Annotated in this window: 24 protein-coding genes and 1 pseudogene; 10 read left to right on the top strand and 15 right to left on the bottom strand. The window is 63.0% G+C overall.

Annotated features, from left to right (window positions below; all coding sequences use genetic code 11):
- From VKI00_RS15980 to VKI00_RS16035, 12 genes and pseudogenes are all read right to left on the bottom strand, one after another.
- Positions 1-683: pseudogene (locus VKI00_RS15980) on the bottom strand (cytochrome P450); the annotation flags it as partial.
- Positions 684-707: 24 nt separating this feature from the next.
- A complete protein-coding gene (locus tag VKI00_RS15985; RefSeq protein ID WP_324438987.1) occupies positions 708-1,130 on the bottom strand; it encodes a hypothetical protein in 423 nt (140 codons plus the stop codon).
- A 33-nt stretch (positions 1,131-1,163) separates the two neighbouring features.
- Entirely contained in the window at positions 1,164-2,213 is a 1,050-nt protein-coding gene (locus VKI00_RS15990) for a dihydrodipicolinate reductase (RefSeq protein ID WP_324438989.1), read from the bottom strand.
- A complete protein-coding gene (locus VKI00_RS15995) occupies positions 2,210-3,430 on the bottom strand; it encodes a cytochrome P450 (RefSeq protein WP_324438991.1) in 1,221 nt (406 codons plus the stop codon). The genes VKI00_RS15990 and VKI00_RS15995 overlap by 4 nt, the downstream gene beginning before the upstream one ends.
- A complete protein-coding gene (locus VKI00_RS16000) occupies positions 3,427-3,870 on the bottom strand; it encodes a hypothetical protein (RefSeq protein WP_324438993.1) in 444 nt (147 codons plus the stop codon). Before VKI00_RS16000 ends, VKI00_RS15995 begins: the two co-directional genes overlap by 4 nt.
- A 20-nt stretch (positions 3,871-3,890) precedes the next feature.
- Complete coding sequence (locus VKI00_RS16005; protein ID WP_414687215.1) at positions 3,891-4,616, bottom strand: hypothetical protein; 726 nt, start codon at positions 4,614-4,616, stop codon at positions 3,891-3,893.
- Positions 4,613-4,741 carry a hypothetical protein gene (locus VKI00_RS16010; protein ID WP_264072759.1) on the bottom strand — a complete coding sequence of 43 codons (129 nt, stop codon included), beginning with the start codon at positions 4,739-4,741 and terminating at the stop codon, positions 4,613-4,615. The genes VKI00_RS16005 and VKI00_RS16010 overlap by 4 nt, the downstream gene beginning before the upstream one ends.
- Positions 4,742-4,766: 25 nt before the next feature.
- Positions 4,767-5,570 carry a CbbQ/NirQ/NorQ/GpvN family protein gene (locus VKI00_RS16015; protein WP_324438997.1) on the bottom strand — a complete coding sequence of 268 codons (804 nt, stop codon included), beginning with the start codon at positions 5,568-5,570 and terminating at the stop codon, positions 4,767-4,769.
- 22 nt (positions 5,571-5,592) lie between these two features.
- The gene (locus tag VKI00_RS16020) at positions 5,593-7,125 is read right to left on the bottom strand and encodes a MorD protein (RefSeq protein WP_324438999.1); all 1,533 of its coding nucleotides are present in this window, start codon (positions 7,123-7,125) and stop codon (positions 5,593-5,595) included.
- 171 nt (positions 7,126-7,296) lie between these two features.
- Complete coding sequence (locus tag VKI00_RS16025; protein WP_324439001.1) at positions 7,297-7,899, bottom strand: TetR/AcrR family transcriptional regulator; 603 nt, start codon at positions 7,897-7,899, stop codon at positions 7,297-7,299.
- Between the two features lie 63 nt (positions 7,900-7,962).
- Positions 7,963-8,658, bottom strand: coding sequence for a hypothetical protein (locus VKI00_RS16030; RefSeq protein WP_324439003.1), 696 nt, complete (start codon positions 8,656-8,658; stop codon positions 7,963-7,965).
- 61 nt (positions 8,659-8,719) lie between these two features.
- Complete coding sequence (locus VKI00_RS16035; protein ID WP_324439005.1) at positions 8,720-9,319, bottom strand: TetR/AcrR family transcriptional regulator; 600 nt, start codon at positions 9,317-9,319, stop codon at positions 8,720-8,722.
- A 140-nt stretch (positions 9,320-9,459) separates the two neighbouring features.
- Here VKI00_RS16035 and VKI00_RS16040 point away from each other — a divergent pair, with 140 nt between their 5' ends.
- The 6 genes from VKI00_RS16040 (at position 9,460) to VKI00_RS16065 (ending at position 15,225) form a co-directional block, all read left to right on the top strand.
- On the top strand, positions 9,460-10,248 hold the full coding sequence (locus tag VKI00_RS16040) for an SDR family NAD(P)-dependent oxidoreductase (RefSeq protein WP_324439007.1): 789 nt from the start codon (positions 9,460-9,462) through the stop codon (positions 10,246-10,248).
- A gap of 21 nt (positions 10,249-10,269) precedes the next feature.
- The gene (locus tag VKI00_RS16045) at positions 10,270-11,343 is read left to right on the top strand and encodes a dihydrodipicolinate reductase (protein ID WP_324439009.1); all 1,074 of its coding nucleotides are present in this window, start codon (positions 10,270-10,272) and stop codon (positions 11,341-11,343) included.
- Between the two features lie 40 nt (positions 11,344-11,383).
- On the top strand, positions 11,384-12,163 hold the full coding sequence (locus tag VKI00_RS16050; RefSeq protein ID WP_414687217.1) for a mycofactocin-coupled SDR family oxidoreductase: 780 nt from the start codon (positions 11,384-11,386) through the stop codon (positions 12,161-12,163).
- Positions 12,160-13,344 (top strand): cytochrome P450, encoded by a 1,185-nt coding sequence (locus VKI00_RS16055; RefSeq protein ID WP_324439013.1) that lies wholly within the window; start codon positions 12,160-12,162, stop codon positions 13,342-13,344. The genes VKI00_RS16050 and VKI00_RS16055 overlap by 4 nt, the downstream gene beginning before the upstream one ends.
- A 53-nt stretch (positions 13,345-13,397) precedes the next feature.
- Entirely contained in the window at positions 13,398-14,528 is a 1,131-nt protein-coding gene (locus VKI00_RS16060) for a dihydrodipicolinate reductase (RefSeq protein ID WP_324439015.1), read from the top strand.
- Between the two features lie 70 nt (positions 14,529-14,598).
- Positions 14,599-15,225, top strand: coding sequence for a helix-turn-helix domain-containing protein (locus VKI00_RS16065; protein WP_324439017.1), 627 nt, complete (start codon positions 14,599-14,601; stop codon positions 15,223-15,225).
- 187 nt (positions 15,226-15,412) lie between these two features.
- Here VKI00_RS16065 and ponA2 read toward each other — a convergent pair whose 3' ends face one another.
- Positions 15,413-17,860, bottom strand: coding sequence for a transglycosylase/D,D-transpeptidase PonA2 (gene ponA2, locus VKI00_RS16070; protein WP_324439019.1), 2,448 nt, complete (start codon positions 17,858-17,860; stop codon positions 15,413-15,415).
- Between the two features lie 427 nt (positions 17,861-18,287).
- On the opposite strand from ponA2, the gene VKI00_RS16075 reads away from it, so the two are divergent.
- Positions 18,288-18,671, top strand: coding sequence for a hypothetical protein (locus VKI00_RS16075; RefSeq protein ID WP_324439021.1), 384 nt, complete (start codon positions 18,288-18,290; stop codon positions 18,669-18,671).
- Here VKI00_RS16075 and VKI00_RS16080 read toward each other — a convergent pair.
- Together VKI00_RS16080 and VKI00_RS16085 are read right to left on the bottom strand one after the other, a co-directional pair.
- Positions 18,660-19,250, bottom strand: a complete 591-nt coding sequence (locus VKI00_RS16080) for a site-specific integrase (protein WP_324439023.1) — start codon at positions 19,248-19,250, stop codon at positions 18,660-18,662. The genes VKI00_RS16075 and VKI00_RS16080 overlap by 12 nt on opposite strands.
- A 151-nt stretch (positions 19,251-19,401) precedes the next feature.
- On the bottom strand, positions 19,402-22,080 hold the full coding sequence (locus VKI00_RS16085; protein ID WP_324439025.1) for an ATP-binding protein: 2,679 nt from the start codon (positions 22,078-22,080) through the stop codon (positions 19,402-19,404).
- A gap of 305 nt (positions 22,081-22,385) precedes the next feature.
- Between VKI00_RS16085 and VKI00_RS16090 the strand changes: the two genes are divergently transcribed.
- The 3 genes from VKI00_RS16090 to VKI00_RS16100 all read left to right on the top strand — a co-directional run.
- Positions 22,386-23,438, top strand: coding sequence for a class I SAM-dependent methyltransferase (locus tag VKI00_RS16090; RefSeq protein WP_324439027.1), 1,053 nt, complete (start codon positions 22,386-22,388; stop codon positions 23,436-23,438).
- A 128-nt stretch (positions 23,439-23,566) separates the two neighbouring features.
- Positions 23,567-23,728 carry a hypothetical protein gene (locus tag VKI00_RS16095; RefSeq protein WP_324439029.1) on the top strand — a complete coding sequence of 54 codons (162 nt, stop codon included), beginning with the start codon at positions 23,567-23,569 and terminating at the stop codon, positions 23,726-23,728.
- A gap of 136 nt (positions 23,729-23,864) precedes the next feature.
- The coding region (locus VKI00_RS16100) for an adenylate/guanylate cyclase domain-containing protein (RefSeq protein WP_414687216.1) at positions 23,865-25,034 on the top strand (1,170 nt) is incomplete at its 3' end.

Below are 25,034 nucleotides of genomic sequence, written 5' to 3' on the forward strand. Positions count from 1 at the left end.
TCTTCGATGCCGATCAGCTCAGACAGCAGATCTTCGGTCAGGTGTCGACGCCTATGCACGACCATGTCGTCGATGTAGTCGTCGAACTCACCCCACGCCTTGAGGATGACGGGCTCTTCCTCGGCGAGATCGCAGTCGAAGCTCACGATCTTGAAGATGTCCTCGGCCCACCGTGAGAACTGTTGCCAATCCTCACGAGGTGCACCAAGCAACGCGCAGATGACCGGGATGGGATATGGCCGTGCGACGTCCGTTACGAATTCGCAACGACCCGAGTCCGCGACGTGATCGATGAGCTCGTTGACGACGACGTGGATGGTGTCATCCATGCGCGCCGTCGCCCGCGGCGTGAAAGCTTTGGACACGAGGCTGCGCAGTCGACGGTGTTCGTCACCTTCCATGTTCAAGATGCTGCGGGTGACTCTGTCCCACAGCGGTCCCGACGTGATCCCGTGTGCGGAGAGATGAATTCCCGGAGGGATGACAAACCGTGGATCACGAAGCACCGTCCGGGCAAGTTCGTACGAGAGTACCTCGGGGCCAATGGGTCCCAAAGCGATCGGCGCCTTTTGCTGGGCCGCTTGGAACTGCGGATAGATCTGCTGCGGGGTGTCGGTCAGGTCATAACTCAGGGTGGGTAGTCCGGCGTCGAAAACACTCGGCCTGGCCGCGTCAACGGTCACGACGTCTCCTAGCTGCTGGCTTCGTCACGGGATATTGGTCGACAGCAAGGTCAGCGGAAGGCCGAATACCGACAGGTCGATTTCATCGAGATACGAACCCTCACCGGAAATGCTCTGCCGGAAACGGATTTTCGACCCGTAGCGTTCGGTGATGGCTTCGGCATCGGATGCCCCCGGGACGCGGAGTACCACGGTGTACACGCCGTCGCCGTTGCGCTTCACGAATTCACTGACCGATGCTGCCACTTCGGCGGACGCACCGGGGATGGCGCTGATCAGTTCGACACCGCCGTTCCAGTCCAAATGAATCGTCAAACCGAGTTCGGTCAGCTCGGTGTTCTCGAAGCTGAAGCCGAGTTCGGTGAACATCTGCGCCACGGCCGCCTGCCGCTCCGGCGCGACGGCGAACACGACGTGATGAAGCTGCGTCTCTCGTTGTTCGGTCATCTGCGCACCAGCCGGATAACTCGATATGTCTCTTCAGGCATTGATGACTCCACGCGGAAGTAGTAGTGGCAGATCGTTATAGGTCGCTATGCCGGGTGGCGCGGCGACGACGGCCGGTATCGCGGTGATGGCCGGCACGGCTGTGATGGTCAGACCGAGCAGGATGTATTCCTCGATCGTCTCTGCGACGAAATCTGCGGGCGGCTCGAACGCCAGGGTTGTCTTGATCGTCGGTCGGCCTTCAACGGTGATGTTGTATCCGAAGCCCATCGTCCATTTAGGCTCCAGCGATTGACCCTTGGTCCACACCCCACGTACCTCGACGACATCACGGTCACCGACAAAGCCCTTCCAGCTCACGTCAATTCCCGCCACGCAACCCTTGGCGATGACCCAGTCCCCGGGAAGATGGACGTCTTCGGTGGCTTCGGCATATTCGGCCTCGCAACGAATTTCGTCGAGCTCAACCCCCAGCGCATCGGCGACGATGAGGACGGCTTCGCGGAAGATCCCCGACCCCTCCTCGGTCACCGCCAGCAGGTCCGGGTGATCAATCGGGTATCCGAACCCCATGATCTTCTCGGTCTCCGGCGAGTTGTAGATCGTCGTGTCAAACGATTCCACGATGCACACCCGGTCGATCCTGTCGGAGAGTCCTGCCGAAACGATCGCAAAGAGTTCGATGAAGCCCGGGTTCAGGCCACTGCCGAAGATTGTCGACTCACCCAGTTCGCACGCCGTGACGATGCGTTCGCGCCCCTCGCCGAGTCGATGGCCGGTGATGAACTCCGACGTAGTGACAACGTTGATGCCCGCCTCGAGAATCCGGACCAGATCGTCGACGTTGGCGAACATCTGGTTGTACGCAACGCAATCAGGCTTGAGTGCGATGAGGGCGTCAATGTCGTCGGTGGCCAGTACGCCGAGTGGTTCGATGCCGCACAATTCCCCGACGTCGCGACCGACCTTGTCCGGTGACCACGCGTAGCATCCGACCAGCTCGAGCAGCGAGTTCTCCACGATCGCGTGTACCGACTTCGTGCCGACGTTGCCCGTTGTCCACTGAACCACCCGAAATGTCATGTGGCTGTTGTCATTCCAGGACTGAAGACGACGGGAATCTTTCGGAATCCCCTCGTGACGGAGTTGCCGTGGAACGTGGCATCGGCGCCGGGCGCAAGGGTGTAGTCCGGGATCCTCGACAGCACCTGCTCAAGACCAACCGTAAATTCCAGGCGGGCGAGGTTCGATCCGAGGCAGCGATGTACTCCGGCCCCGAATCCGAGGTGGCGATTATCGCGGCGATCGAGGATGCACCGATCGGGTTCAGGGAACTCGTCCGGGTCGCGGTTAGCGGAGGCGTAGTTCACCAGTACCGACTCGCCAGGGCAGAAGGTTTGTCCGGCGAGCTCGACGTCCTTGGCGACAGTTCGCGGTATGCCGTGAATCGATCCGCCGAAGCGAATGAACTCCTCGACGGCTCGTGGCAGTATCTCCGGTTCGCCGGCGAGCCGGTCGCGTTCGTCGGGATGCGTTGCCAGATAGTGGAATGCGAACGACATCGCGTTGGCGGTCGTCTCTAGGCCTGCCTGCACCAGCAGCATGGCATTGGCAACAACGTCGCTGAAAGGCAGCCGCTCACCGTCGATCTCGGCATTGAGGAGCACGTCGATCATGTCGTCCTGCGGAGGCTTGGTGCTTCGCGCCGACACCGCATCATGGAGGTGCTGATAGAGGCCGCCCCACGCACCCATCCGAGCTTCCTCGGTTTCACCGTTGAGCGCGGTGTCCGTCAACTCGATACACAGCGGGACGTCGTTGATCGGCAATCCGAGGAGATACTTGAAGAAGACGATGCCCGGCTGTCGCCAGGCGACCTGAGCGAGGTCACCGCTCCCCAGTTCAACGAAGGCGTCGATCAACTGGTCCGTTTCATCCCGAATCTGTGGCCGCAGCGCCTTCATCCGCGCCGGCGAGAAGTAGGGGTTGAGCACCTTACGGAACTTCTGCTGCCGAGGCGGATCCAGGGTGATCACTAGATCGCCCGCGAGCTGCTCAGACGCTTCCGGCGTCGGGTTACTGGAGAAGTGCTCCCAGTCCTGCAGAATCCGGTAGCACTCCGCGTATCGCGTTGCCACCCACGCGCCGCCGGGAGTGGCGCTCAGAAACGGCGTATCTGTATGGGCGAAGGGCGCATTCCGACGCATGACCGAATAGACCTCATATAGGAAGTCATTGTCCTGAAAATCCTCGTGACGAAGATCCCAGTTGTGTGCGTGCTCCTCGAGTGCCTTGGTCACGGATGCGGAGCACCTTGCTGCTGTGCGGCCTGGCGAGCCACACGTGCATCGTGGATGCGCACCAGTTCGCGGAATTTGAGCCGGTGATATTTCGGAACCGGCTGGATGCCCCACTGGTCCCGGGCGGTGTCCTTGCCCTCGGCGCCCTCGGGTGGCCCCAACATTGGATAAGGTACCTTGCACTCCAAGGTGTCGTCGGAGTAGCGGACCTTGAGCAATTCACTGCAGATCTGGGTCAGGCTCAGAGTCGGATAGCCGTAGTAGACCGCCATGAAGGGCAGCGTGAAGGCACCTTCGATGACGAGGGCGACCAGACAGACGATGACCGCCCGCTTGATGTACTTGTGCATTCTGGCGTAGTACGGCGTGGTGCCAGGGGGCAGATCTTCGCCTGGGTCCTTGTCTTCGGTAAACGCCGGTGTGGGTAGAGGTGAAGTCACAGCTGTGCTCCTTAAGGTGTTCAGTCGGTGAAGATTTCGCGGTTGACGGTGTGCAGGTACGGGATCGCCAGGAACGGCGTGATGTAGAAGATGTCGTAGAGCCACCAGCCGATGACGGGGAATACCACGCCCGCATAGCGCACGTCGGCGTACATGGTCATGTTGAACACGTAGGCGCACCAGATGACCACGCCCATCCAGCAGGTGATGACCATCCATTGGTGGCCCCACCGCTTCATCTGCAGGAAGCCGATCGCCGCGGCGCAGCGCATCGCAAACACCGTCAGGATCAACCCCGCCACATACGCTTTCTCGCCGGGGCCGGCGGCGCCGCCGACCCACAGTTCGTTGTAGTGCCAGAAGTAACCGGCGTCGAACATGTTGCCCCAGCCGACCATCAGCACACGGTTGATCAACGTGTGATTGGCGACCAGATCCAGTGCCCAGCCCAGGCTGTTGAGGGCTCCGTCGATCAGCACCAGATAACCGATCAAGGTGACGATCATCGGCCGCACGGACAGACCTGCCCGTAAGGCCTGGCGCTGTAGCCAGACTCCGCGCATGAAGATGGGGAAGCCGATTAGGCCCGGCGCCCACATCCCCATCAGGGCGGCTCCGGCGATCATCCACTTGTCGGCCCGGCGCTGCGCGAGACGGGATTCGTCGTGATGGTCCTCGAGGCTGACCGGGTCATCGGGTGCGGCTGATTTCCCGCTCGAAAGCCGGTTCAGTAGCAGAAGATTCACAATTCCCACCAGCCGCGCGCAAAGGACATGTAGAGCTGAATTCCAAACATCAGCAGCAGGTAGCCGTAGATGACGATCTGCAAGATGATGAGCGCTTTCTTGCGCTGTCGTTCCTTCTGATCCATGGTGGTGACTCCTTTCCCGGTTCTGCTAGTGAGACGTGCGCGAGCTGTCGGCGGCGGCGAGGCTGGCGACGGCGACCTCGCGTAAGCCGTCGTTGATGGCACCGTCGGTCGACAGTGGTGCGAGGATGCAGGCTTCGGCCGCCTCTAATTCGTTTGCGCCGGAGGCGATCAGCTGTGCGGCGGTGACCAGGACGCGGGTAGATGGCGGCTCGAAGTGGAAGGCGTGGTCGGCGGTCCGGATGGCGGTGGCGCAGGCAACGAGCCTTTTCGCGGTCGCAGGCTCGATGCCCGCTTCGGCGACGATCACCTCGGCTTCGCGGTCCGCGGGCAGATACCGCATCGGAAGCGTGACGAAGCGCTGGCGGAAGGATGGCTTGAGTTCCTTCAGCGAACTGCGGTAGGCCGGGTTGTAGGAGCAGACGAGCATGAAGGTTTCGGGCGCCTTGACGACTTCCTCGGCCCGGTCGAGGTAGAGAGCACGGCGGTGGTCGGTCAGCGAATGCAGGATGGCCAGTGAGTCGTGGCGTGCTTCGACGACCTCATCGAGGTAGCAGATCGCGCCGGCCTTCACGGCCCGAGTCAGTGGGCCGTCGGTCCACACCACATCGCCGCCGGTCACCATGAACCTGCCCACGAGGTCCGAACTGGTCAAATCGTCGTGGCAGCTGATAGTGACCACGGGTCGGCTCAGCAGCAGGCCCATGTGTTCGACCAGTCGCGTCTTGCCGCAGCCGGTCGGGCCGGTGAGCATCACCGGCAGCCGTTGCCGATGGGCCTGCTCGAACAACTGGACTTCGTTGCCGTTCGAGTAATAGGTGTCGGTGGTCATTTGTTCCCCAGCGTGTTGTCGGTCATGCGGTTACCAGCTCACGGTGAACGTGGGCTAATACCCGCGGAAGCTCCTCGACCCGCCGGATGCGCTGGGAGCGGCGGGGTCCGAAGACCTCGGGAAGCGGGTCAACGCGGGTCGGTCCGACACCTAGGTAGTAGATAGAGACGCCGGCGTCGTTCGCTTCCTCGATCGCATGCGCGACATCGGCCCACGCATAGCGCCCCTCGTAGCCCTCGTCGGAGATCAGGCCGTCGCCGATCACGATGAGCAGCCGCCGCTCGGCGGGCTGAGCAAGAAGCCGACTGGTCAAGTGGCGCAATGGTGCACCGAGTCTGGTGTAGCCGCCGGTGGCCAGACCGAGTCGGCCTGGCGGCACGAACCGCCGATCCTGGAAGTCCTTGAGGCAACTGACTTCGACACGGTGTCGCGTGTTGCCGGTGAATACGAAGATTCCATGGCGCTCCCGCGCGAGTGTCATCGCATTCGACAGAGCGTCGGCACAGGCCAACTCCAGTTTGAAGATCCGTCCGCCGTGCACACCCAATGACGAACTGCCGTCCAGCAATAGCGCCGTTGTGACATCGCGGCTGGTGGGCAACAAGTCGCGAAAGATGCGCGGTTCGATCGCTTCGCCGGTCGCGAGGTCGATGTAGTGACGCACGTACTGCTCGACGTCCAGGTCCGAGCCGTCCTCGAGGCGGTTCTTCATTGCCCGGTGGGTGTGTTCTTCAAACCATTTCCGCAGCTCTGCGGACACAGAGCCCGGTGAACGCGTCGGGGTCGCATGCCTGCGTTCGAGAACGGCAACATGGTCCCGCATGAAACTCTTTGTCCAGGAATTCCACTCGGGGTAGGGGATGCCCGGCCGGTGCTCTGGAGTGATATCGAGGTCGTTGTCCTGAGGCCGACTGGGCGGCGGCAGGTTGGGGTTGCGCACGCCGCCGTCGCCACCGACCGGAACGGAGTACGGGCGTGGCAGCCGTTTCTGCGTAGTGGTCCAAGGCATTCTGCCGAAGCTGCGACGCAATTTGTCAGGCAGACTTTGAGGCGCTGTGTAGGCCAGGGGCAATCGGCCCAAGAGTGGATGAACGCCCAGCGGCGCGGCGCTGCGCGACATCGAGATCGCCCGGTTGACCATCTCGCCGGCATCCGTATCGGCGGGCAACGCTGGGAGGTTTGGCAGCACCCGGTGCGCTTCAACGAGCAGTCCGGGCCAGTTCGAGGCGATCCACCCTAGGGCCACGCTGGCGTCGACGAGAGTGATCGCCCGCAGTTCGCGTGCCGACAGCTCGTTCAGCCGAAACGTTGCGAGTCGCTCCTTTGATGGTGAACATTGAAGTGCCACACCGCATGTCAGGGTCCTGCGAGTCCAGTCCCTTTCGATCGATGGGTACGGGACGTGCACGAAATTGAGGTGTGAACTCAGACTGAACGCGCGATGCTCACCGGTCACCAGGCGCGCACCCTCGCGGCGCCGCCCGCTGAGGGCGACCGCCGTTACGGCGCAACTGCGTTCGATCGCCATTGCATGGGCGTCGGAAGGCTCGATCATCGACGCTCAGAACGTGCCGAGATTCGAGAACATCCAGTACCAGAACCAGATGACCAGTCCCGTCCCTCCCCAAGCTGCGACATAGCGCAGGATCTCCCAGATCCAATCCACTTCAGACCTCCTTGTTGATGGCTTGTGGCTTGTTCATGGCTTGTGGCACAGGCGATCGCGTCATCGGACCTCCAGACCGCGCACGGCGGTAGCGATCAGCTTCGTCAGCATCGTGTCCCGCTTGTCGGCATTGTCGGTTGTGGTGAGGACGCCGTAGATGCCGAGCAGAAAGAACGTCGCACTGTAGAAGGCGTCCACTTCCGGATGCACTTCGCCATCGCATCGCGCCCGCTCGATCTCATCGACGAGCAGGACGATCACGGGATGATCGCTCCAGTCGTCCTTATTGGGGCGTGTCGGAGAGAAATGCAGCGCCAGTAGCTCTTTGAAGAGCAGCGGACCGAGCCGCTGCTCCAGGCCGGCCACAAGATGGACCACTTCTGTTAACGCGGCAGCAAGCCCGTGTGCGTCTTCGAGATATTTGGCGAATTCCGCGGCGATGCGTGCTTCTTCACGGAACTCCAGGTCAAGAAGCACATGCTCCTTGCTAGGGAAGTGGAAGAAGAACGTACCGTGCGCGACGCCCGCGGCCGCGACGATCGCGTTCACATCGGCGCCTGTCATCCCCGAGCGCTTGAACTCGGCGATCGCCGCGCCGAGTATGCGTTCCCGGGTTTGTCGCCGACGCACCTCGCGTGCCGTGGCCTTGACCTGTGGCGCCATGGTCTAGCCTTTGTAGCGTAATTACTGACCAGAGTCAATGAGTAAGGTCAATAGTTTGCAAAGTCAGTCGGTGAAGATCTCGCGGTTGATGGTGTGCAGGTAGGGAATCGCGAGGAATGGGGTGATGTAGAAGATGTCGTAGAGCCACCAGCCGACGACTGGGAATATGACCCCGGCGTAGCGCACGTCGGCGAACATCGTCATGTTGAATACGTAGACGCACCAGATCAGCACGCCCATCCAGCAGGTGATGACCATCCATTGGTGGCCCCACCGCTTCATCTGTAAGAAGCCGATCGCGGCCGCGATCCGCATGGTGAAAACCGTGAGGATCAGACCCACCTCGAGGGCTTTCTCGCCTGGCCCTGCCGCACCGCCGACCCACAGTTCGTTGTAGTGCCAGAAATAGCCGGCGTCGAACATGGCGCCCCAGCCGTTCAACAGGATTCGAGCCAGGATGGTGTGATTGGCGACCAGGTCGAGCGCCCATCCCACGGTATTGATGGCGGCGTCGATGATGACCAGGTAACCAAGCAACGTCACCAGCATCGGCCGGACCGAGAACCCGTCGCGTTGCGCCCTCCGCTGCAGCCAAACCCCCCGGAGAAACAACGGGAGGCCGAAGATGCCGAGGGCCGCGGTTCCGATGAGGATACTGCCCGAGATGAGCCACTTGTCGGCCTGCCGCTGTGCGACGCGCGACTGCTCGAAGTGGTCGTCGATCTGGCTGCCTGTGGCGGTCAACGTGGGCGAATTCAAAGATTCCTCCTACGGATCGGCTGGCCCGATCTTCGCGCACAGACTGACTATCGTCAATCGGCTAGTGCTTCTCAATACTGCGCAGCGTGCTGGCCACATAGTCGTCGAGCATCGCGCTCTGCGTTGGCCAATCGTGTGTCGTGGTCAGCAGCGCATAAAGACCCAGCAGGAAGAACACGGCACTGTTCACCGGAACGACCTCCGGTGCAACGTGGCCCAGTTGCTGGGCTCGCTCGATCTCTTGGGCGACTCGCAGGATGACTGGATGCTCTTTGCTTTCGTCCGCGGGACGGGTCTGTGAGAAGTGCAGAGCAAGAAAGTCCTTGAAGAGACTGGCACCGAGGCGGCGCTCCAAACCCAGGACGAGTCGAACCGCCTCTCTGAGTATGGAGGACAGATCTTGCGCGGTGTCCACAAATCGGTCGAGCTGTTTGGCGATGCGCTCCTCTTCGCGCCGTTCGAGTTCCAACAGCACATGTTCCTTGGTTGGGAAATGAAAGAAAAAGGTGCCGTGTGCGACTCCGGCGGCGGCAACGATCGTCCCGACGTCGGCATCGGCCATGCCGCCTCGCTTGAACTCGGCAATGGCAGCTCCCATCAGGCGCTCCCGTGTCTGCAAGCGCTTGGTCTCCCGCGCCGACGGTTTATCCACCGTTGCCATAGTCCGTACCTCTGGTCCCTATGCCCGCCATGGGGTAGAGGGTATCGCCCTGCGCCGGTGATTCGCGCGTGTGAGTCCGTTGACTTTGGTCAGTTTTATTTGTTAGATGAGCACCACATGATGGGGACGAGAGGATTTGAATGGCGCTGGAGCAGTTCAATCTGACCGGGCAGGTGGCGATCGTCACCGGGGCAGGCAAGGGTGTCGGACAGGGCATCGCCCGGGTTCTCGCCGAGGCGGGTGCGACGGTGGTTGGCACCGCGCGCACCGAGGCGGACATCGTCGGAACAATCTCGAGCATCGAAACCGCAGGCGGCAAGGGACTTGCGCTCGTCGCAGACGCCATGAGCCGGCCCGATGGCGAGCGCGTCGTCAACACCGCGATGGAGAAGCTCGGGCGCATCGACATCCTCATCAATAACGTCGGCGGCTCGACTTACGCACGCTTCCTGGACATCACCGACGACGATTTTCGGCACACGTTCGACTGGTGTGTCACATCCGCATTCATCATGAGCCAGCTCGCCGCACCCCACATGATCGCGGCCGGACACGGGTCGATCGTCAACATCTCTTCCGGTTCAGCGCGTTTCGGCATTCGCGCACTGACCGCATACTGCGTTGCCAAGGGCGGCCTCGAAGCCCTCACCCGCGCGATGGCGCAGGAACTCGCGCCCAAGATACGGGTCAACGCCATCGCGTTAGGGTCCTTTGCGACCGACGGCCTGCAGGGCAGCCTGGACATGATGCCCGGGTCGCGGGAGAAGATGGAGGAATCGACGCCGCTTCACCGGCTAGGTGACGTCGCCGACCTCGGACGGCTGTGTGTCTATTTGTCCACGCGCGACTGCTACGCGACCAACGCCATCTTCCACGTGGACGGCGGAATCGACTCCAACAATTCACCGTTGCCGATTCCCGACTACTGATCAAGGACGGACAGACACAGGATGCGCAGAGTAGTTCAGTTTTCCACCGGAAACGTCGGGATCCACTCATTGAAGGCGATCATCGGACGTCCCGACCTGGAACTGGTCGGTGTGCATGCCGCCAACCCGGACAAGATCGGGCGCGACGCGGCCGAATTGTGCGGGTCGAGCGAGCCGACCGGCGTGATCGCGACCGATGACATCGACGGGCTCATTGCGCTGAAGCCGGACTGTGTGGTCTACACCGCTCAGGGTGAGACACGGCCGATGGAAGTCATCGAGCAGATGTCCAAGTTCCTCACCGCGGGCATCAACATCGCCGCGACGTCGATGGTGTGGCTCGTGACACCTCGTCAGGCAGACGATTGGCTGCGGATACCGCTGGAAAAAGCCTGCAAGGCAGGCAACGCTTCGTTGTACGTCAACGGCATCGACCCCGGCTACTCCGGCGACACCGAGGTGCACTCCGCGCTGAGCCTGGCCACACGCGCCAGATCGATCACTGTTCAGGAGATCTTCGACTACGGCAACTATGACGACTTCGAGTTCACCGGTAAGCAAATGGGTTTCGGTGTCAGCGCCGAGGACGAGACGCCGATGCTGTTCCTGCCGGGCGTCCTCACCACGATGTGGGGCGGAGCGGTTCGCAACCTCGCCGAGCAGTTGGGAGTGCAACTCGATGAGGTTCGACAACGCATCGAGCCGTGGTACACCGACAAACGGATCGAATGCAAGATGGCGACGGTGGAGCCGGGACAGATGGCCGCGGTCAAGTTCGCCGTCGAGGGTGTTCGCGGTGGAGTTCCGGTGATCACCATGGAACACATCACGCGACTCACTAACGCCTCGGCACCAGAATGGGCGTACCCGCCCGAAGGCCACCCCGGTGTCCACCGAGTCGTGGTTGACGGAGATCCCCGCGTTGAGCTCAACACACATGTGTCACACCCCGGGCTCGACGTCACAGAGGCGGGATGTCTCTCCACGGCAGCTCGGGTGGTTAACGCGATCGACTGGATTTGTCGCGCCCCCCAGGGGCTCATCGCCGTCGAGGACATTCCGCAGGCAGAGATCATTCGCGGACTGATGTGGTGACGTGACGGCGCAGTCGACCGGGCGGGTCGCCGGCAAGCGAGTGTTGATCACCGGCGCCGCACGGGGTTTAGGGCGCAGTCACGCGCTCAGACTCGCCGAGGAAGGCGCGGATCTTATTCTCATCGACCTCTGCCGGTCCCTGCCGGAGATCGAATACGACCTGGCTACTGAGGATGACTTAGCCGAGACCGTCCGTTTGGTCACCGAACACGGGCGCCGCTGCGTGAGCCGAGTCGCTGATGTCCGTGACGAAGCGGCATTGCGCTCAGCCGCCAGCGATGGCGTCGACGAACTGGGCGGGTTGGACGGTGCCGTCGCCAACGCCGGTGTCCTGACAGTCGCCCCTTGGGACAGAACAACTTCCGAGCACTGGCGCACGGTAGTCGATGTGAACCTGATCGGGACGTGGAACACTTGCGCCGCGGCGATACCGCACCTCCTCGCGCAAGGTGGCGGCAGCTTGGTCAATATCAGCTCGGCCGGTGCGATGAAGGGGTTCCCGCTACAAATTCCGTACACCGCAGCCAAGCACGGTGTTGTAGGTCTGACGATTGCGCTAGCCAATGAGCTTGCTGCACAGAGTGTTCGGGTTAACTCAGTGCATCCAACCGGGACGCCCACCGGAATGATTCCGTCGTCTTTCGGCGCCACTCTCGGTGAAGAACGTCCGGACCTGATACCGATGTTTGTCAACGCCATGCCCACGCCGTTCATCGAGCCCGTAGACGTCAGCAATGCGGTGTTGTTCCTGATCTCCGATGAATCGCGATTCGTTACCGGACTGCAGTTCAAAGTCGATGCCGGAGTGTCGATCAAATGACCGAGCCAGCCGCCATCACCACACTCCCGCAAATCAACTACGCCGATCTACCGCTGGCTACCGCGAGGAGTGTCGGCTGGAAGACGCTGCGGGACATGGGGCCAGTGGTGACCGGCGAAGGCTGGTATTACCTCACTCGCCGTGAGGATGTACTTGCAGCGCTGCGCAATCCGGCTCTGTTCTCGTCGTCAAGGGGCTTCGACGACTTCATCAGTCCAGTACCGCTGATACCGCTGGCGTGTGATCCACCGGATCACACTCGCTACCGCAGAATCCTGCATCCGTTCTTCAGCCCGCAGACGCTCGGGCCGATGCAACCGTCCCTTCGCGAACAGGCGATCGAGATCATCGACGCCATCGCCGCGCGGAGGGAATGCGAGGTGATGGCCGACCTCGCCACCCCGTATCCGTCGCAGGTGTTCCTCACACTGTTTGGCCTCCCGCTCGAAGACCGAGAGCGGCTGATCAGGTGGAAGGACGCGATCATCGCATTGGGCCTGGTCAGCGAGCCGGACAGCGCCGACCTGATTCCGGCGGTGGAACTCTACGAGTATCTCACCGATGCTGTCGCCACACATCGGGCGAACCCTGGGGACGACATCCTCTCCCAGGTCCTCTCGGGTGACGATGCGCTCACCGACACGGAGGCCCTTGGTCTGGCATTCGTGCTCGTCCTGGCCGGACTTGACACCGTGACCTCCGCGATCGGCGCGACACTGTTAGAGCTGGCGCAGCGCCCCGACTTGCGCAATTACCTACGCGAAAAGCCGTACCAGGTAGGCATGTTCGTCGAGGAGATGCTGAGGCTGGAGCCCGCCGCGCCGGTCGTCGGGCGGATAACCACCGAGGCCGTCACCGTCGCAGGTGTCACGATCCCCGAGGGAGCACAGCTGCGACTCTGCCTCGGCGCGATCAACCGGGATGGCAGCGATGCGACTTCCGGCGATGACCTGGTAATGGACGGCAAAATCCACAAGCATTGGGGATTCGGCGGCGGTCCGCACCGCTGCCTTGGCGCGCATTTGGCGCGGATGGAGCTGACCACCGTCGTCACCGAATGGATAAGTCGCATAACAGATTTCGAGGTCGCACCCGGGTACAGCCCCGCGATCAAATGGCCGTCGGCAACCTGCACTCTGCCACGGCTGCCGGTGAGGATCAACACAGGCGCCGAGTCGTAGAGCTGTCACCCGCACGCGACGAGAAGCAGTCATCGTCAATCGAAGGAGGAACAATGGCGACGCTCGAAAAAGGGCAAGCGGTGACGACCACACCACATGTCGAAAAGAAGTATCGCGTTATCCAGTGGGGCGTCGGCAACGTCGGAACGATCGCATTGCGCCATTTCGCCCACAACCCTGCCTACGAACTGGTCGGGGTGCTCTGCAACCGTCCTGAGAAGGTCGGCAAAGATGCCGGCGACCTCTGTGGCAAGGCGCCGACCGGGGTGTTCGCCACCAACGACAAGGACGCTATCGAAGCCCTCGACGCCGACTGCATCTTCTATGCACCGCTGTGGTCTGACCCCGACGAGGTCTGCCGTCTGCTGCGCTCGGGCAAAAACGTCGTCGCTTCGGGTGGCGCATGGTGGTACCGAACCGAACAAAGCCAAGCCGATATCGACAAGATCCACGCAGCGTGCCTCGAGGGCGGCACCTCGTTCCACGCCGGCGGTGTCAATCCCGGTTTCGCAGGGGACTTGCTCGTTCTCACGCTGGCCCGAATCGTCAGCCAGATCGACACCATCCACATCTACGAGGTCGTGAACTTCGGCAGAGACACGTTGAAGTATCTATACGAAATGGGCATGGGCAGCGATCCGGAAACGTTCCGGGACGGCCCGAACCTCCTAGGCAATGCGTGGCCGTTGTTCGCGCAGTCGATGGCGATGATCGTGGAGGGAATGGGCAAGACAGTCGACAAGTACACGACCGAAGTCGAACTCGGGGTCGCCACCCGCGACATCCCCTTCGAGGGCAGCGAGACCAGCGACATGCCGGGGTTCACAGGCGTGATCAAGAAAGGCACCGTCGCCCGCCAGCACCACCAATGGACATCATGGGTAAACAACAGACCGCTCATCGTCTTCCACGAGATCTACACAATGGACACATTCGATGCCATTGAGCCACAAGAGGATTGGCCGCAGCACTACCACTACCGGATCGTGATCGAGGGTGATTCATCCACTGAGCTGATCCTGCAAGGGGCTAAGGATCCCGACGGCGGCTACGCGTTGCCCGGCTACACCTGGACTGCGATGGGTCCCGCGAACGCGATCCCCGCCGTCGTGGATGCACCGCCAGGGTTCATGAGCCACAACGAACTCGGGCTGATGCCACTTCGCGGGGTCATCCGCGAGTAGCGCGGCGCCGAATGCCAGTGGCGTTGGCAGGACAGCGTTGGCAGCGAAACGACCATCAGGGAAATACCGCATGACGACGTCAGCCGATCGGCCACTGCGGATCGATGCTGCGCGCAATGCCGATCGCATCCTGCGCGCCGCCCGCGACATCTACGCCGAATTAGGACCCGATGCCCCGATCGATGCGATCGCCGAGCGTGCTGGGGTGGGGGAGCGCACCCTGTACCGCCGGTTCCCAAGCAAGGCCCATCTGATCCGCGCCACCCTCGATCAGATCATCGACGAAAACATCTCACCCGCAATCGAACACGCTAAACGCAATCCGAACCCGCTGGCCGGCCTCGCCGGACTCATTGAGGCCGCAACGGCGCTCGGCGCAAGCGAGCACCATCTTCTCGCCGCAGCCAGGAGAGCCGACGTCCTGACCAACATCTCCAAGCAGCTCGACGAAGCCCTCAGCGATCTAACCGTCAGCGCCCAGCGGGCCGGGCAGGTCCGCCAGGACCTAGTCGCCGAGGATCTGCCGCGGATCTTGTCGATGCTCAACAGCGTGCTCTGGACCATGGATCCCTCAAGCGGCGGATGGCGACGCTACGTGGTGTTGATGCTCGACACGATCTCTACTTCTGATCGCCGCGAGCTGCCACGCGCCGTCCCGCTCCAACACCCGAAGCATCCAGAAATCTGGCCGATATAACCGGGTCACACCCGCATAGCGTTGTGCACTTGAACTTCCGAGCTCAGGCTGGTTGACCTGGACTTTTGAGTCTAGGCGAGCAAGGAAGAACTCCCGGCACATAGCTCATAACCCAGAGGTCGCGGGTTCGAATCCCGTCCCGCTACCAGCGGAAATGGCTCCCGGAGGCCCCTCCCGGGGCCGTTTTCTAGCCAGGTGGTCCAGGCGGCGGTGGCGCTCCCAAGGTGATCGGCGGCAGCCCAGGGATCTGGATGACCAGCGGCGGGGGAGGGGCTGGTTCGCTTGGACCGTCAGCCGCAACAATCGGCCCGCGCTGGACCGGAGCCGGCGGCGGTGCCGGCGCAATTCCGTTGCTGATGTTGATCGTGATGATCGACCCGGGGATGATTTGACCGTTTGGGGTGGTCCCGACCACGGCGCCGTAGGGTGCGTAGCTGTTGACCGAGGTGGGCTGGTCGGCGACCTGGAAACCGGCGTTCTTGAGCCGCTGACGCGCCGTGTCCACAGTCAGGCCGGACACATCAGGTACCCGGCCGCCCGGCGCGCCGTCGACGTAGCGCGGATCGGTTGGCGGCAGATGCACGTCGCCGAAATCGGTGGCGATAGGCTTCATCGCCTCGAACCAGGTGCGAGCGGGCTCGCTACCGCCATACAGGTCACCTTTCCCGCACCTGCGCAGTGGGAATGAACAGATGCCCGCGGGCGCGCCGGTGTCGTCGAAGATGTAGTTGGCCGCCGCGTAGTTGTTTGTGAAGCCGACAAATCCCGACGATCGATGCGACTCAGTGGTGCCGGTTTTGCTCGACAGCGGCAGGGTCCAACCCACGGCGGCGGCCGAGCCCGCTGCGGTGCCGCTGCCCTGATCGTCCTTGCTCAAGGCGTTCGCGAGCGTGTTCGCCAGTCCTTCCGGCACCACCTGGTCACAGGCCTCGGCGTTCACGGACACCTGGTTGCCTTTGCGGTCGAAGATCTTGTCGATCGGGCTCGGCGGGCACCACATGCCGCCGGACGCGAGGGTCGCCGCCACGTTGGAGAGCTCGAGGTCGTTTAGTTGGAATGGACCCAAAGTGAATGAGCCCATGTTCTGTTGCTTGATCAGATCGGCCAAGCTTTCACCGCTGGTCGGGTCGTAGGTGCGCGCCGTTCCCGGAATCGCGTAGGACCGCAGCCCCAGCCGGACCGCCATGTCGACCGCGCGCGGTACCCCGACGAGCTGGATCAGCCGCGCGAACGCGGTATTCGGCGAGGTTGCCAGCGCATCGGTGACGTTCATCGAACCGCGGTAGCGGCCCGCGTTTGCCACGCACCAGGTTTCCTTGGGACAGCCGGGCGTATCGCTGCTGCCCAAGCCTTTGGCCTGAAAGAAGCCCGGCACCTGCAGTTGAGCGTTAATACCCATGCCCATGTCTAACGCAGCCGCCGTGGTGAAGATCTTGAAGATGGAGCCTGCCCCGTCACCGACGAGCGAAAAGGGCTGCGGCTGCACCGTTTCTTGCGCGTCGCTGTTGAGGCCATAGGTGCGGTTGCTGGCCATCGCCAACACCCGATGCGCGTCCTTGCCGGGCCTGATCACGCTCATCACGCTGGCGATGCCGTCGAGCGTCGGGCTGGCGAACTTGTCGATGGCCTCCTTGACCGACGTCTGCACCTTGGGGTCCAGCGTCGTGCGGATCAGATAACCGCCGCGGGCAACCTGCTCCTTGCTGATGCCGGCTCGGGCGAGGTAGTCCAGTACATAGTCACAAAAGAAGCCGCGATCGCCGGCGGCGACGCAGCCACCGGGCAGCTCATTCGGGTGGGGTAGCACGCCCAGTGGCTGGGCTTTGGCGGCACGCAATTCGTCGGAATACTGGGGGAGATTGTCGATCATGGTGTCGAGCACGACGTTTCGCCGCTGCAGTGCCCCCTCGGGGTTGGTGTACGGGTCGAGCGCACTCGTCGACTTCAGCGTGCCGGCCAGCAACGCGGCCTGCTGCCAGTTCAGCTGCGAGGCGTTGACGCCGAAGTAGGTTTGAGCGGCATCCTGCACACCGAACGCGCCGTTGCCGAACGACACCAAGTTGAGGTAGCGGGTGAGGATCTCTGCTTTGGAGAGCTTCTCGTCGAGCGTCAGCGCTACCCGGATCTCGCGCAGTTTGCGCGCGGGTGTGATTTCCACAGCGGCTCGCCTCTCGGCGTCGGTCTGCGCGGTCACCAGCAACTGGTAGTTCTTGACGTACTGCTGTTCGATGGTCGATCCGCCGCGGGTGTCGAGGTTGCCCGACAGGTAGCCGGACAGGCCGGTCAGCGTGCCCGGCCAGTCCACCCCGTAGTGCTCAGCGAACCGCTTGTCCTCGATCGACACGATTGCCAGCTTCATCGTGTTGGCGATCTGGTCGGTGGGGACCTCGAACCGCCGCTGGGAATACAGCCAGGCGATCCGGTTTCCCGCGGCGTCGACCATCGTCGAGACCTGCGGGACGTCACCTTCGAGGATTTGTGCGGACTCGTCGGCGACAACGTCGAACGCACGGTTGAACAACAGCCCAACACCGCCCGCGACTGGGAACATCAATGCCGCCGCCAGCGACGCGGCCAACAGACAGCACCCTGCGAGCCTGGTAACCGTTGCCGAAGTCGGCGCGCGCTCCGACATACGTGAATTATCCGCTGCCTGGCCCCGAGATTGCGGCGAATGCCCACAACGGATCGCCTTTGATATTGCGGTATTTAATGTCTACGGCGGCGGCCAGATAGCCGGGCCAACTTCTCGGCCGCCCACGACTCGACGGGCTCGTGGCGCTCATTCCGATACAACGCGGGCGGCATGGACTCCGGCCACCGGCACAGGTATGACCTTGGTGTCCGGCACGGGTGGGGGCTTAAGGCCCATCACGGCGCCGTCTAGCGTGCGAACCGTTTCCGTTGACTGGGGGTCAAGTGGTCGCAGGTTCAAATCCTGTCAGCCCGACGCAGGTCAGAGGGTGTTTTTGGCGGTTTCGGACGATACCCCTAGGGGGTTTCTGCGCCACCAGATGCGCCAACCAGGAGTTTGCTCGCCGCTGGCCGATAGGGGAGACGCAATGGCCGAAGCAACGCTGAAGATCAAAGGGGTAACCCAAGACCCGAGAGACTCGACCGGGCTGAGCTTCGTCCTGCAGTTCACCCGCAACTTGACGCAACACGAGCGCGAGACCGTCCCGGCGCTGCTTACGCTGCGGTTCTTGCCGACCGAACCGAACGGCCCCGACACGGTGGTGCTCCGGAAGGCGCGCAAGGAATGGTTCACCCTCCCGGAGCATCAGCGAAGGCTGAAGGCGCTTGTGGCCGAAGCCGAGGCCGTAGCCGAGAGGAATCTCGCGCAGGACACCAGCGCCGAAGGACAGGCCGCTGCGCGGGCCGAGGAAACCAGGCGGGAACTCGAAGCGATCAACTGGGACGACGACCAGGACGACTCAGAGTCCTAGCCTTCCAGTCCGGCCGTCGATGGCGGCGCGGGCAGTGGTGTCGGTGGTGTGTCCGTAAATGTCGCCGGTAATCGCGATGCTGCTGTGCCCGAGCAAATCGGCAACCGCCTTGATGTTCACACCGCTATTCAGCCAGTCCGTCGCCGCGGAATGCCGCAGGGTATGCACGCCGATACCGGTCACGCCTGCTTTCTTGGCGGCGACCTCGATGGTGCGGAGCAGGTTGCGTGGCTCGATTTTGTGACCCAACGCGGTGGTGAACACCAGCCCGTGATCCTCCCACTGGTCGCCTGCCGCCAGCCGCTCGGCGTTCTGGGCAGCCTTGTGGCGGCGCAGCATCGCTACAAGGCTGGGGGACAGTGGCACAGGACGCCGCGACCGCTCCGTTTTAGCCTCGTCGATCACCAGCTCCTTGCCGATCCGGCCGAGCGTGTCCTGCACCTTCAACTCAGCGGCGTCGAGGTTGACCCGGTCCCAGCGCAGTGCCAGCGCTTCCCCTCGGCGGAGACCGGTCAGCGCGATGAGTGTTAGTACCGGGTGGTATCTGGACGCCTCAGCGGCCTTCAGGACGGCGGTCACCTTTACTGGCCGGTTTAGTGGCACAAGGATGCCCGGACGGTGATCCGTCCGGGCGGTCCCTGATTATGCGGCGGTGAGCGTGGATGCGGCGCTCGGACAGACTTTTGCACACCTACCCCCTCGCCGAGCGCCTCGGCTCCTGAGGGGGCATTCAGCTGGGGTGTTCGAGTTCTGTTCGGGCCTGGTCGATTTGGTCGTAGGCGTACGTCACCATCGCGGCGGTGGTCATGGACTCGCCCTTGCCGGCAAGCGACTCGTAGGTCTGGTCGCCGAGAAGATCGCGCAGGTGGGTGATCGCGGTGGTGATCTCGGGGACCGTCGCTGCGGCCAGGGGATTGAACGCTGCGAAGCCAGCGATGGTGGCCGCTGGTTCGTAGCGTCCGAGCCGGTCGAGAAGGGAGGCCAGGACGGCCAGGGGGTTGTGGATCATACCGGTGGTGCCCGACTCGTGGTGATTGCGGATGGCCACGGTGAGGTAATCCAACGCGGCCATCCGGTCCCCGTGTTGGGCCTCGAGTCCGGACAGCATGAACACCAGTTGTGTCTCCCAGAGACGGTTGCCGCTGTCTTGCGCGATGACCAGGCCACGACGTAGGGCTTCGAGCGCGCGTCCGGGATCAGCGTCGCGGAAGGCAAATCCATACGCGAGAAGTGCGTACGCAAGGATATAGGGATTGCGGGTTGCTTCAGCGGCATCGATGAGGCCGTTGGTGGCGAGTATCGCCTCGTCAATGGATCCGGCGGCCACCAGGCCGAGTACGAGAAATGACCTGGTGAGTGTATTGGTGTCGTGACCGCGTGCCAGTTGGCTGCGGAGGACCTCGACGTACCGTTCGGGCTGGCCGATGTACAGGTATGCACTGCCGAGCCCGCCCTCGAGGCCGAACGGCACCTCGTAGTGGCCAGTGGCGATAACCGTCTGGCCGGCGTCGGCATAGCCGACAGCCTCCTCGATGCGTCCGACGACGCAGCACAACGACGCCTGCACGTACAGGAACGCCAGCCTGGGGTGGTCGACGGCGCGGGCGGGCTCGATGAGCTCCTCGGCCCAGGCTATGGGTTCGTAGTTTTCGCCAGAACAGCCGAGCAACCCCACATAGGTGGCGATGGTGGCGGCGACATCCAGATCGCCTTGGTCGGCGGCCCACCGAAACGCCGTGCGCAGATTGGCCAGCTCGACGGCGAACCACTCGTACGAATCCCGTTGTCGGGGGCTGTCCCACAAGGACATGATGTCGGTTTCGCGCCCGGCGAAGTGACGGGCGTGGGCGTTTCGCACGTCATTCGCCGCCCCGCTCGCGACGAGTTGCTCCTCAGCGAACTGGCGGACCGTCTCCAGCATCGAAAACCGGGTCCGCCCCGAAGACCGGTCGGCGACAAGCAACGACTTGCGCACCAAAGTATCGAGCAGATCCAGCATGGCGAAGTCATCGGCGTCGTCTGATCCGGCTACGGCGCAGGCGCTTTCGAGATCGAATCCACCAGCAAAGACCGAACAGCGGCCCAGCAGCGCTTTTTCGGAGTCATCGAGCAGGTCGTATGACCAGGCCACCGCGTGGCGCAGCGTTTGGTGGCGTTCCAGTCCGCGCCGCGACCCGACCAGCAGCCGGAACCGCTTGCCGAGACGATCACATACCTCACTGGCGGTCATCGACGCCATCCGGGAGGCTGCTAGCTCAATGGCCAAGGGGATTCCATCGAGGCGGCGGCAAATCTCCAGGACCGTGAGCGCCTCGCTTGGCTGGGTCACCGAGAATCGCTGCGCCACACTACGGGCGCGTTCAACAAACAAGCTCACCGCCGCCGAGTCGGTGCCCGCGCCGACATCCAGCGAGGGCACCAGCCACTGTTGTTCGTCGGCGACCCCCAAACCTTCACGGCTGGTGGCCAAAATCCTCACCGTCGCTGAGTGCGCGAGGATCGCCTCGATTAGATCTGCGGCGGCGTCGCGCACGTGTTCGCAGTTGTCGAACACCAACAACCGCACTCTGCCCTCCAGCGCGGCGGCAATCGATTCGCTCACGGTTTTGCCCGGTTGCTGGGTGATGCCCAGCACCGATGCCACGGCGTCGGGCACCGCCGCCGGATCACTGACTGCGGCAAGCTCGAAAACCCAGACCCCGTCTGGGAACTCATCGGCAAGCCGCGCTGCGACTTCGGTTGCCAGGCGGGTCTTGCCGACCCCGCCCACCCCGGTCAAGGTCACCAGCCGATGCGCCTGCAGGACAGCTTGCACATCGGCGACCTCCGACTCGCGCCCAATGAAGCTGGTGGTCTGAGGCCGGAGGTTCCCCGGACTCGCATCGAGTGCCCGCAACGGCGGAAAGTCCGTGCGTAGGCCCGGCGCTCGTACCTGAAATACCCCAACCGCAGTGGGCAGATCCCGCAACCGCCGCGGCCCCAGGTCCACCAGATCGACGCCGCTGAGCAGACCCGCCGTCGACTCGGCCAGCAGGATCTGACCGCCATGCCCGGCGGCCATCACCCGCGCGGCACGGTTGAGCACCGCACCGAAATAGTCGCCCTCACGCAGTTCGGCTTCGCCGGTCGCAATCCCCATCCGCACCGGCAACTCCAGCGCCCGCTGCGCGGCCACGGCGGCATCTACCGCCGAGCGCGGCGAGGCGAACGCGGCGCACACGCCGTCACCGGTGTGCTTGAACATGAAGCCGCCGTGGGCCTCAATCGCGTTGCGCAGCACCTCGTCGTGCGCGGCCAGCGCCAACCGCATTCCATCCGCGTCTTTCTCCCACCGACGGGTCGACCCCTCGACGTCGGTGAACAGAAACGTCACCACCCCCGAAGGAGCAGCCGCCGCAGCAGCGGACACCCCTGGAGAATCTCACAACAGACGCGCTCCTACCTCGTACATCGGCGGAATCCGACCCAGACGGCCACGCCCCGAGGCACAGAGACGTGTCGCTGATGCGACCTGATCAAACCCTCTTCAGGGGAATCGCCTTGCGCCCTATGCTGGTGAACTGGGAAACCGGGGGCCGGAAGCGGCGGAGGGTCTGATGACCGCAGCGACCGCGTGCTGCGCGTAGCCGGTAGACAAACCGGGAGATGTGAAATCAGCGCCGGTTGACGCCGGACCGGTTTAGCGTTGAGCCGCGGTGAACAGAGGAGCTGGCGATGACCGCTACCGAAGACAAACTCAATGCATTTCTTGGCAAGGCGATCGGGGATCTCGGCGCGTCGGTGAGCGCGGTGCTGATGTTGATCGGCGACGAGCTTGGCTTGTACACGGCGCTCGCCGGGCACCGTTTGTCAGCAGAGGAGCTGGCGCAGAAGACCGCGACGAACGCACGCTACATCCGCGAGTGGCTGGCGAATCAGGCTGCGGGCGGCTATGTCGAATACGACGAAGCCGACGACACGTATTACTTGACCGCGGAGCAGGAGTTCTGCCTCGCCGATCCGAAAGGTCCGGTCGATCTGGCGGGCGCGTACCAGATCGTCCAAGACCTGTTTTATGTACGTGACCGTGCGGTCGAGAATTTCCGTAGCGGCAGCGGCATGGAATGGGGCGAGCATCATCGGTGCCTGTTCTACGGCACCGAGCGATTCTTCAGGGCCGGCTACAACGCGAATTTGGTCGCGTCGTGGTTGCCCGCGCTCGACGGCGTCATCGAGAAGCTCGCTGCTGGCGGCAAGGCCGCCGACGTGGGCTGTGGGCACGGCGCTAGCACAATCCTTATGGCGCAGGCATTTCCGAGTTCGCAGTTCGTCGGCATCGACTATCACGGCGAGTCGATCGAAACCGCGCGCGAGCGCGCGGCAACAGCGGGAGTTGACAACGCGAGCTTCGAGCTCGCCGACGCCACGTCCTACCGGGGCGATGACTATGACCTCATCGCGTTCTTCGACTGCTTGCACGATATGGCAGACCCGTCCGGCGCGGCTCGGCACGCCAGACAGGCACTCAAACCCGACGGGCACTGCCTGCTCGTCGAACCGTTCGCCGGCGACAGCGTCGCGGAGAACCTGAATCCGGTCGGCCGACTGTACTACGGTGCATCATCGCTGATCTGTGTTCCGGTGTCGCTCGCGCGGCAGGGACCGGCCTTGGGCGCCCAAGCCGGGGAACGGCGTCTGAGGAAAGTGATGGTCGATGACGGTGGGTTCACGCGGTTCCGGAGGGCGACACAGACACCGTTCAACCTCATCTTCGAGGCGCGGCCCTGACGGTGACGGCCGGGGTGGCGAGAAGGGAGCGGCGGCCTGGTGATTCACGGAAAGTCCGTCGTGGTAACTGGCTCCACTTCCGGTATCGGTCGTGTATCGCACGCGCGTTTGCAGCCGAGGGCGCGAACGTGACCTTCAACGGTTTCGGTGACCAGGATGCTGTCGAGCAAGAGCGGCGCAGCATCGAGGAGGAGTTCGGCGTCACCGCGATCTATTCGGAGGCCGATGTGACCAAGCCGGGCGAGGTCGGCGAGAACGCTTGGCTACCAGGGGCACATGGCGTGGGCTGAGGCAATGCAATGACGACGGTCGGAGACTACCGCTGCCGTCTCCAAATAGACGACATACGAGGGTCTCGAAACTTCGTGTCAAAGATGGCACAGCGATATGACGGAGATCGTTGACCAGCAGTGAAACGATACTGACGTGGACCCCAGCGGGGATGGTGGCGGTGGACTGACCGCGGCGGGGCTGTTCTGTGTTTCCTGCCGCGCGCAGTCAAGCCCGACGGCCAAGTTCTGTAGCGAGTGCGGTACGCCTCTTGCATCAGCCACTCGATTGGCCGAGTACAAGCAGGTGACGGTGCTATTCGCCGACGTGGTCCACTCGATGTACATCGCCTCTGCCGTCGGGGCGGAGCGGTTGCGCGAGATCATGGCCGAAGTCGTCAACATCACGACAGCGATGGTGAAGCGCTACGGCGGCACGGTGGACAAGTTCACCGGCGACGGGATCATGGCAGTCTTCGGAGCGCCTCTAGCGTTGGAGGACCATGCCGTGCGGGCGTGTCTTGCGGCATTGGCAATCCAGGACGAACTCGCACGGTTGGCCGCGCAGGTTCGCGATCATGACGGCGTCGAACTGGCCTTGCGCGTAGGGCTCAATTCGGGTCAAGTGATCGCCGGCGAAGTCGGTTCGGCTTCCTTGGGCTACACCACTATCGGCGAGCAGGTGGGGATGGCTCAACGAATGGAGTCGGTCGCTCCACCTGGCGGCGTGATGCTCAGCGCGTCGACAGCACGACTCGTTGATGGCGCAGCGGCTCTCAGTGAGCCTGAGTCGGTTCGGATCAAGGGTGCCGATGACAACGTTCCGGTCTGCCGCCTGCTGGGCATGCGCCAGGATCGGACGGTCAGGCGCGCTGAGTCCAACCTGGTCGGTCGGCGCTGGGAAATGAACGCCGCCGAGGGCTTGTTGGACCGTGCCATCGACGGGCACGGCGTAGTGGTCGAGGTGGTGGGGTCACCTGGCATCGGCAAGAGCCGTCTAGTGCGCGAGGTTGCGGCGATGGCTAGTAACCGCAGTGTGGAAGTGTTCACTACCTTCTGCGAGTCGCATACCAGCCAACTTGCCTTCCACGCCGTCGCGCGGCTGTTACGCGCCGCCTTCGGTGTCAGCGATCTTGACGGGCAGACCGCTCGCGATCGAGTGCGCGACCGCGTTCCCGACGCAGACCCCGAGGACTTGCTGCTGCTTGATGACCTACTGGGCATCGCCGACCCGAATGCTCCGTTACCGGCAATCGATCCCGACGCCCGTCGGCGACGGTTGACGGCGCTGCTGAATGCCGCTTCCTTGGCTCGGGAAACGCCCGCG

Origin of the sequence: Mycobacterium sp. (assembly GCF_035314665.1) — a bacterium.
GTDB lineage: Bacteria > Actinomycetota > Actinomycetes > Mycobacteriales > Mycobacteriaceae > Mycobacterium.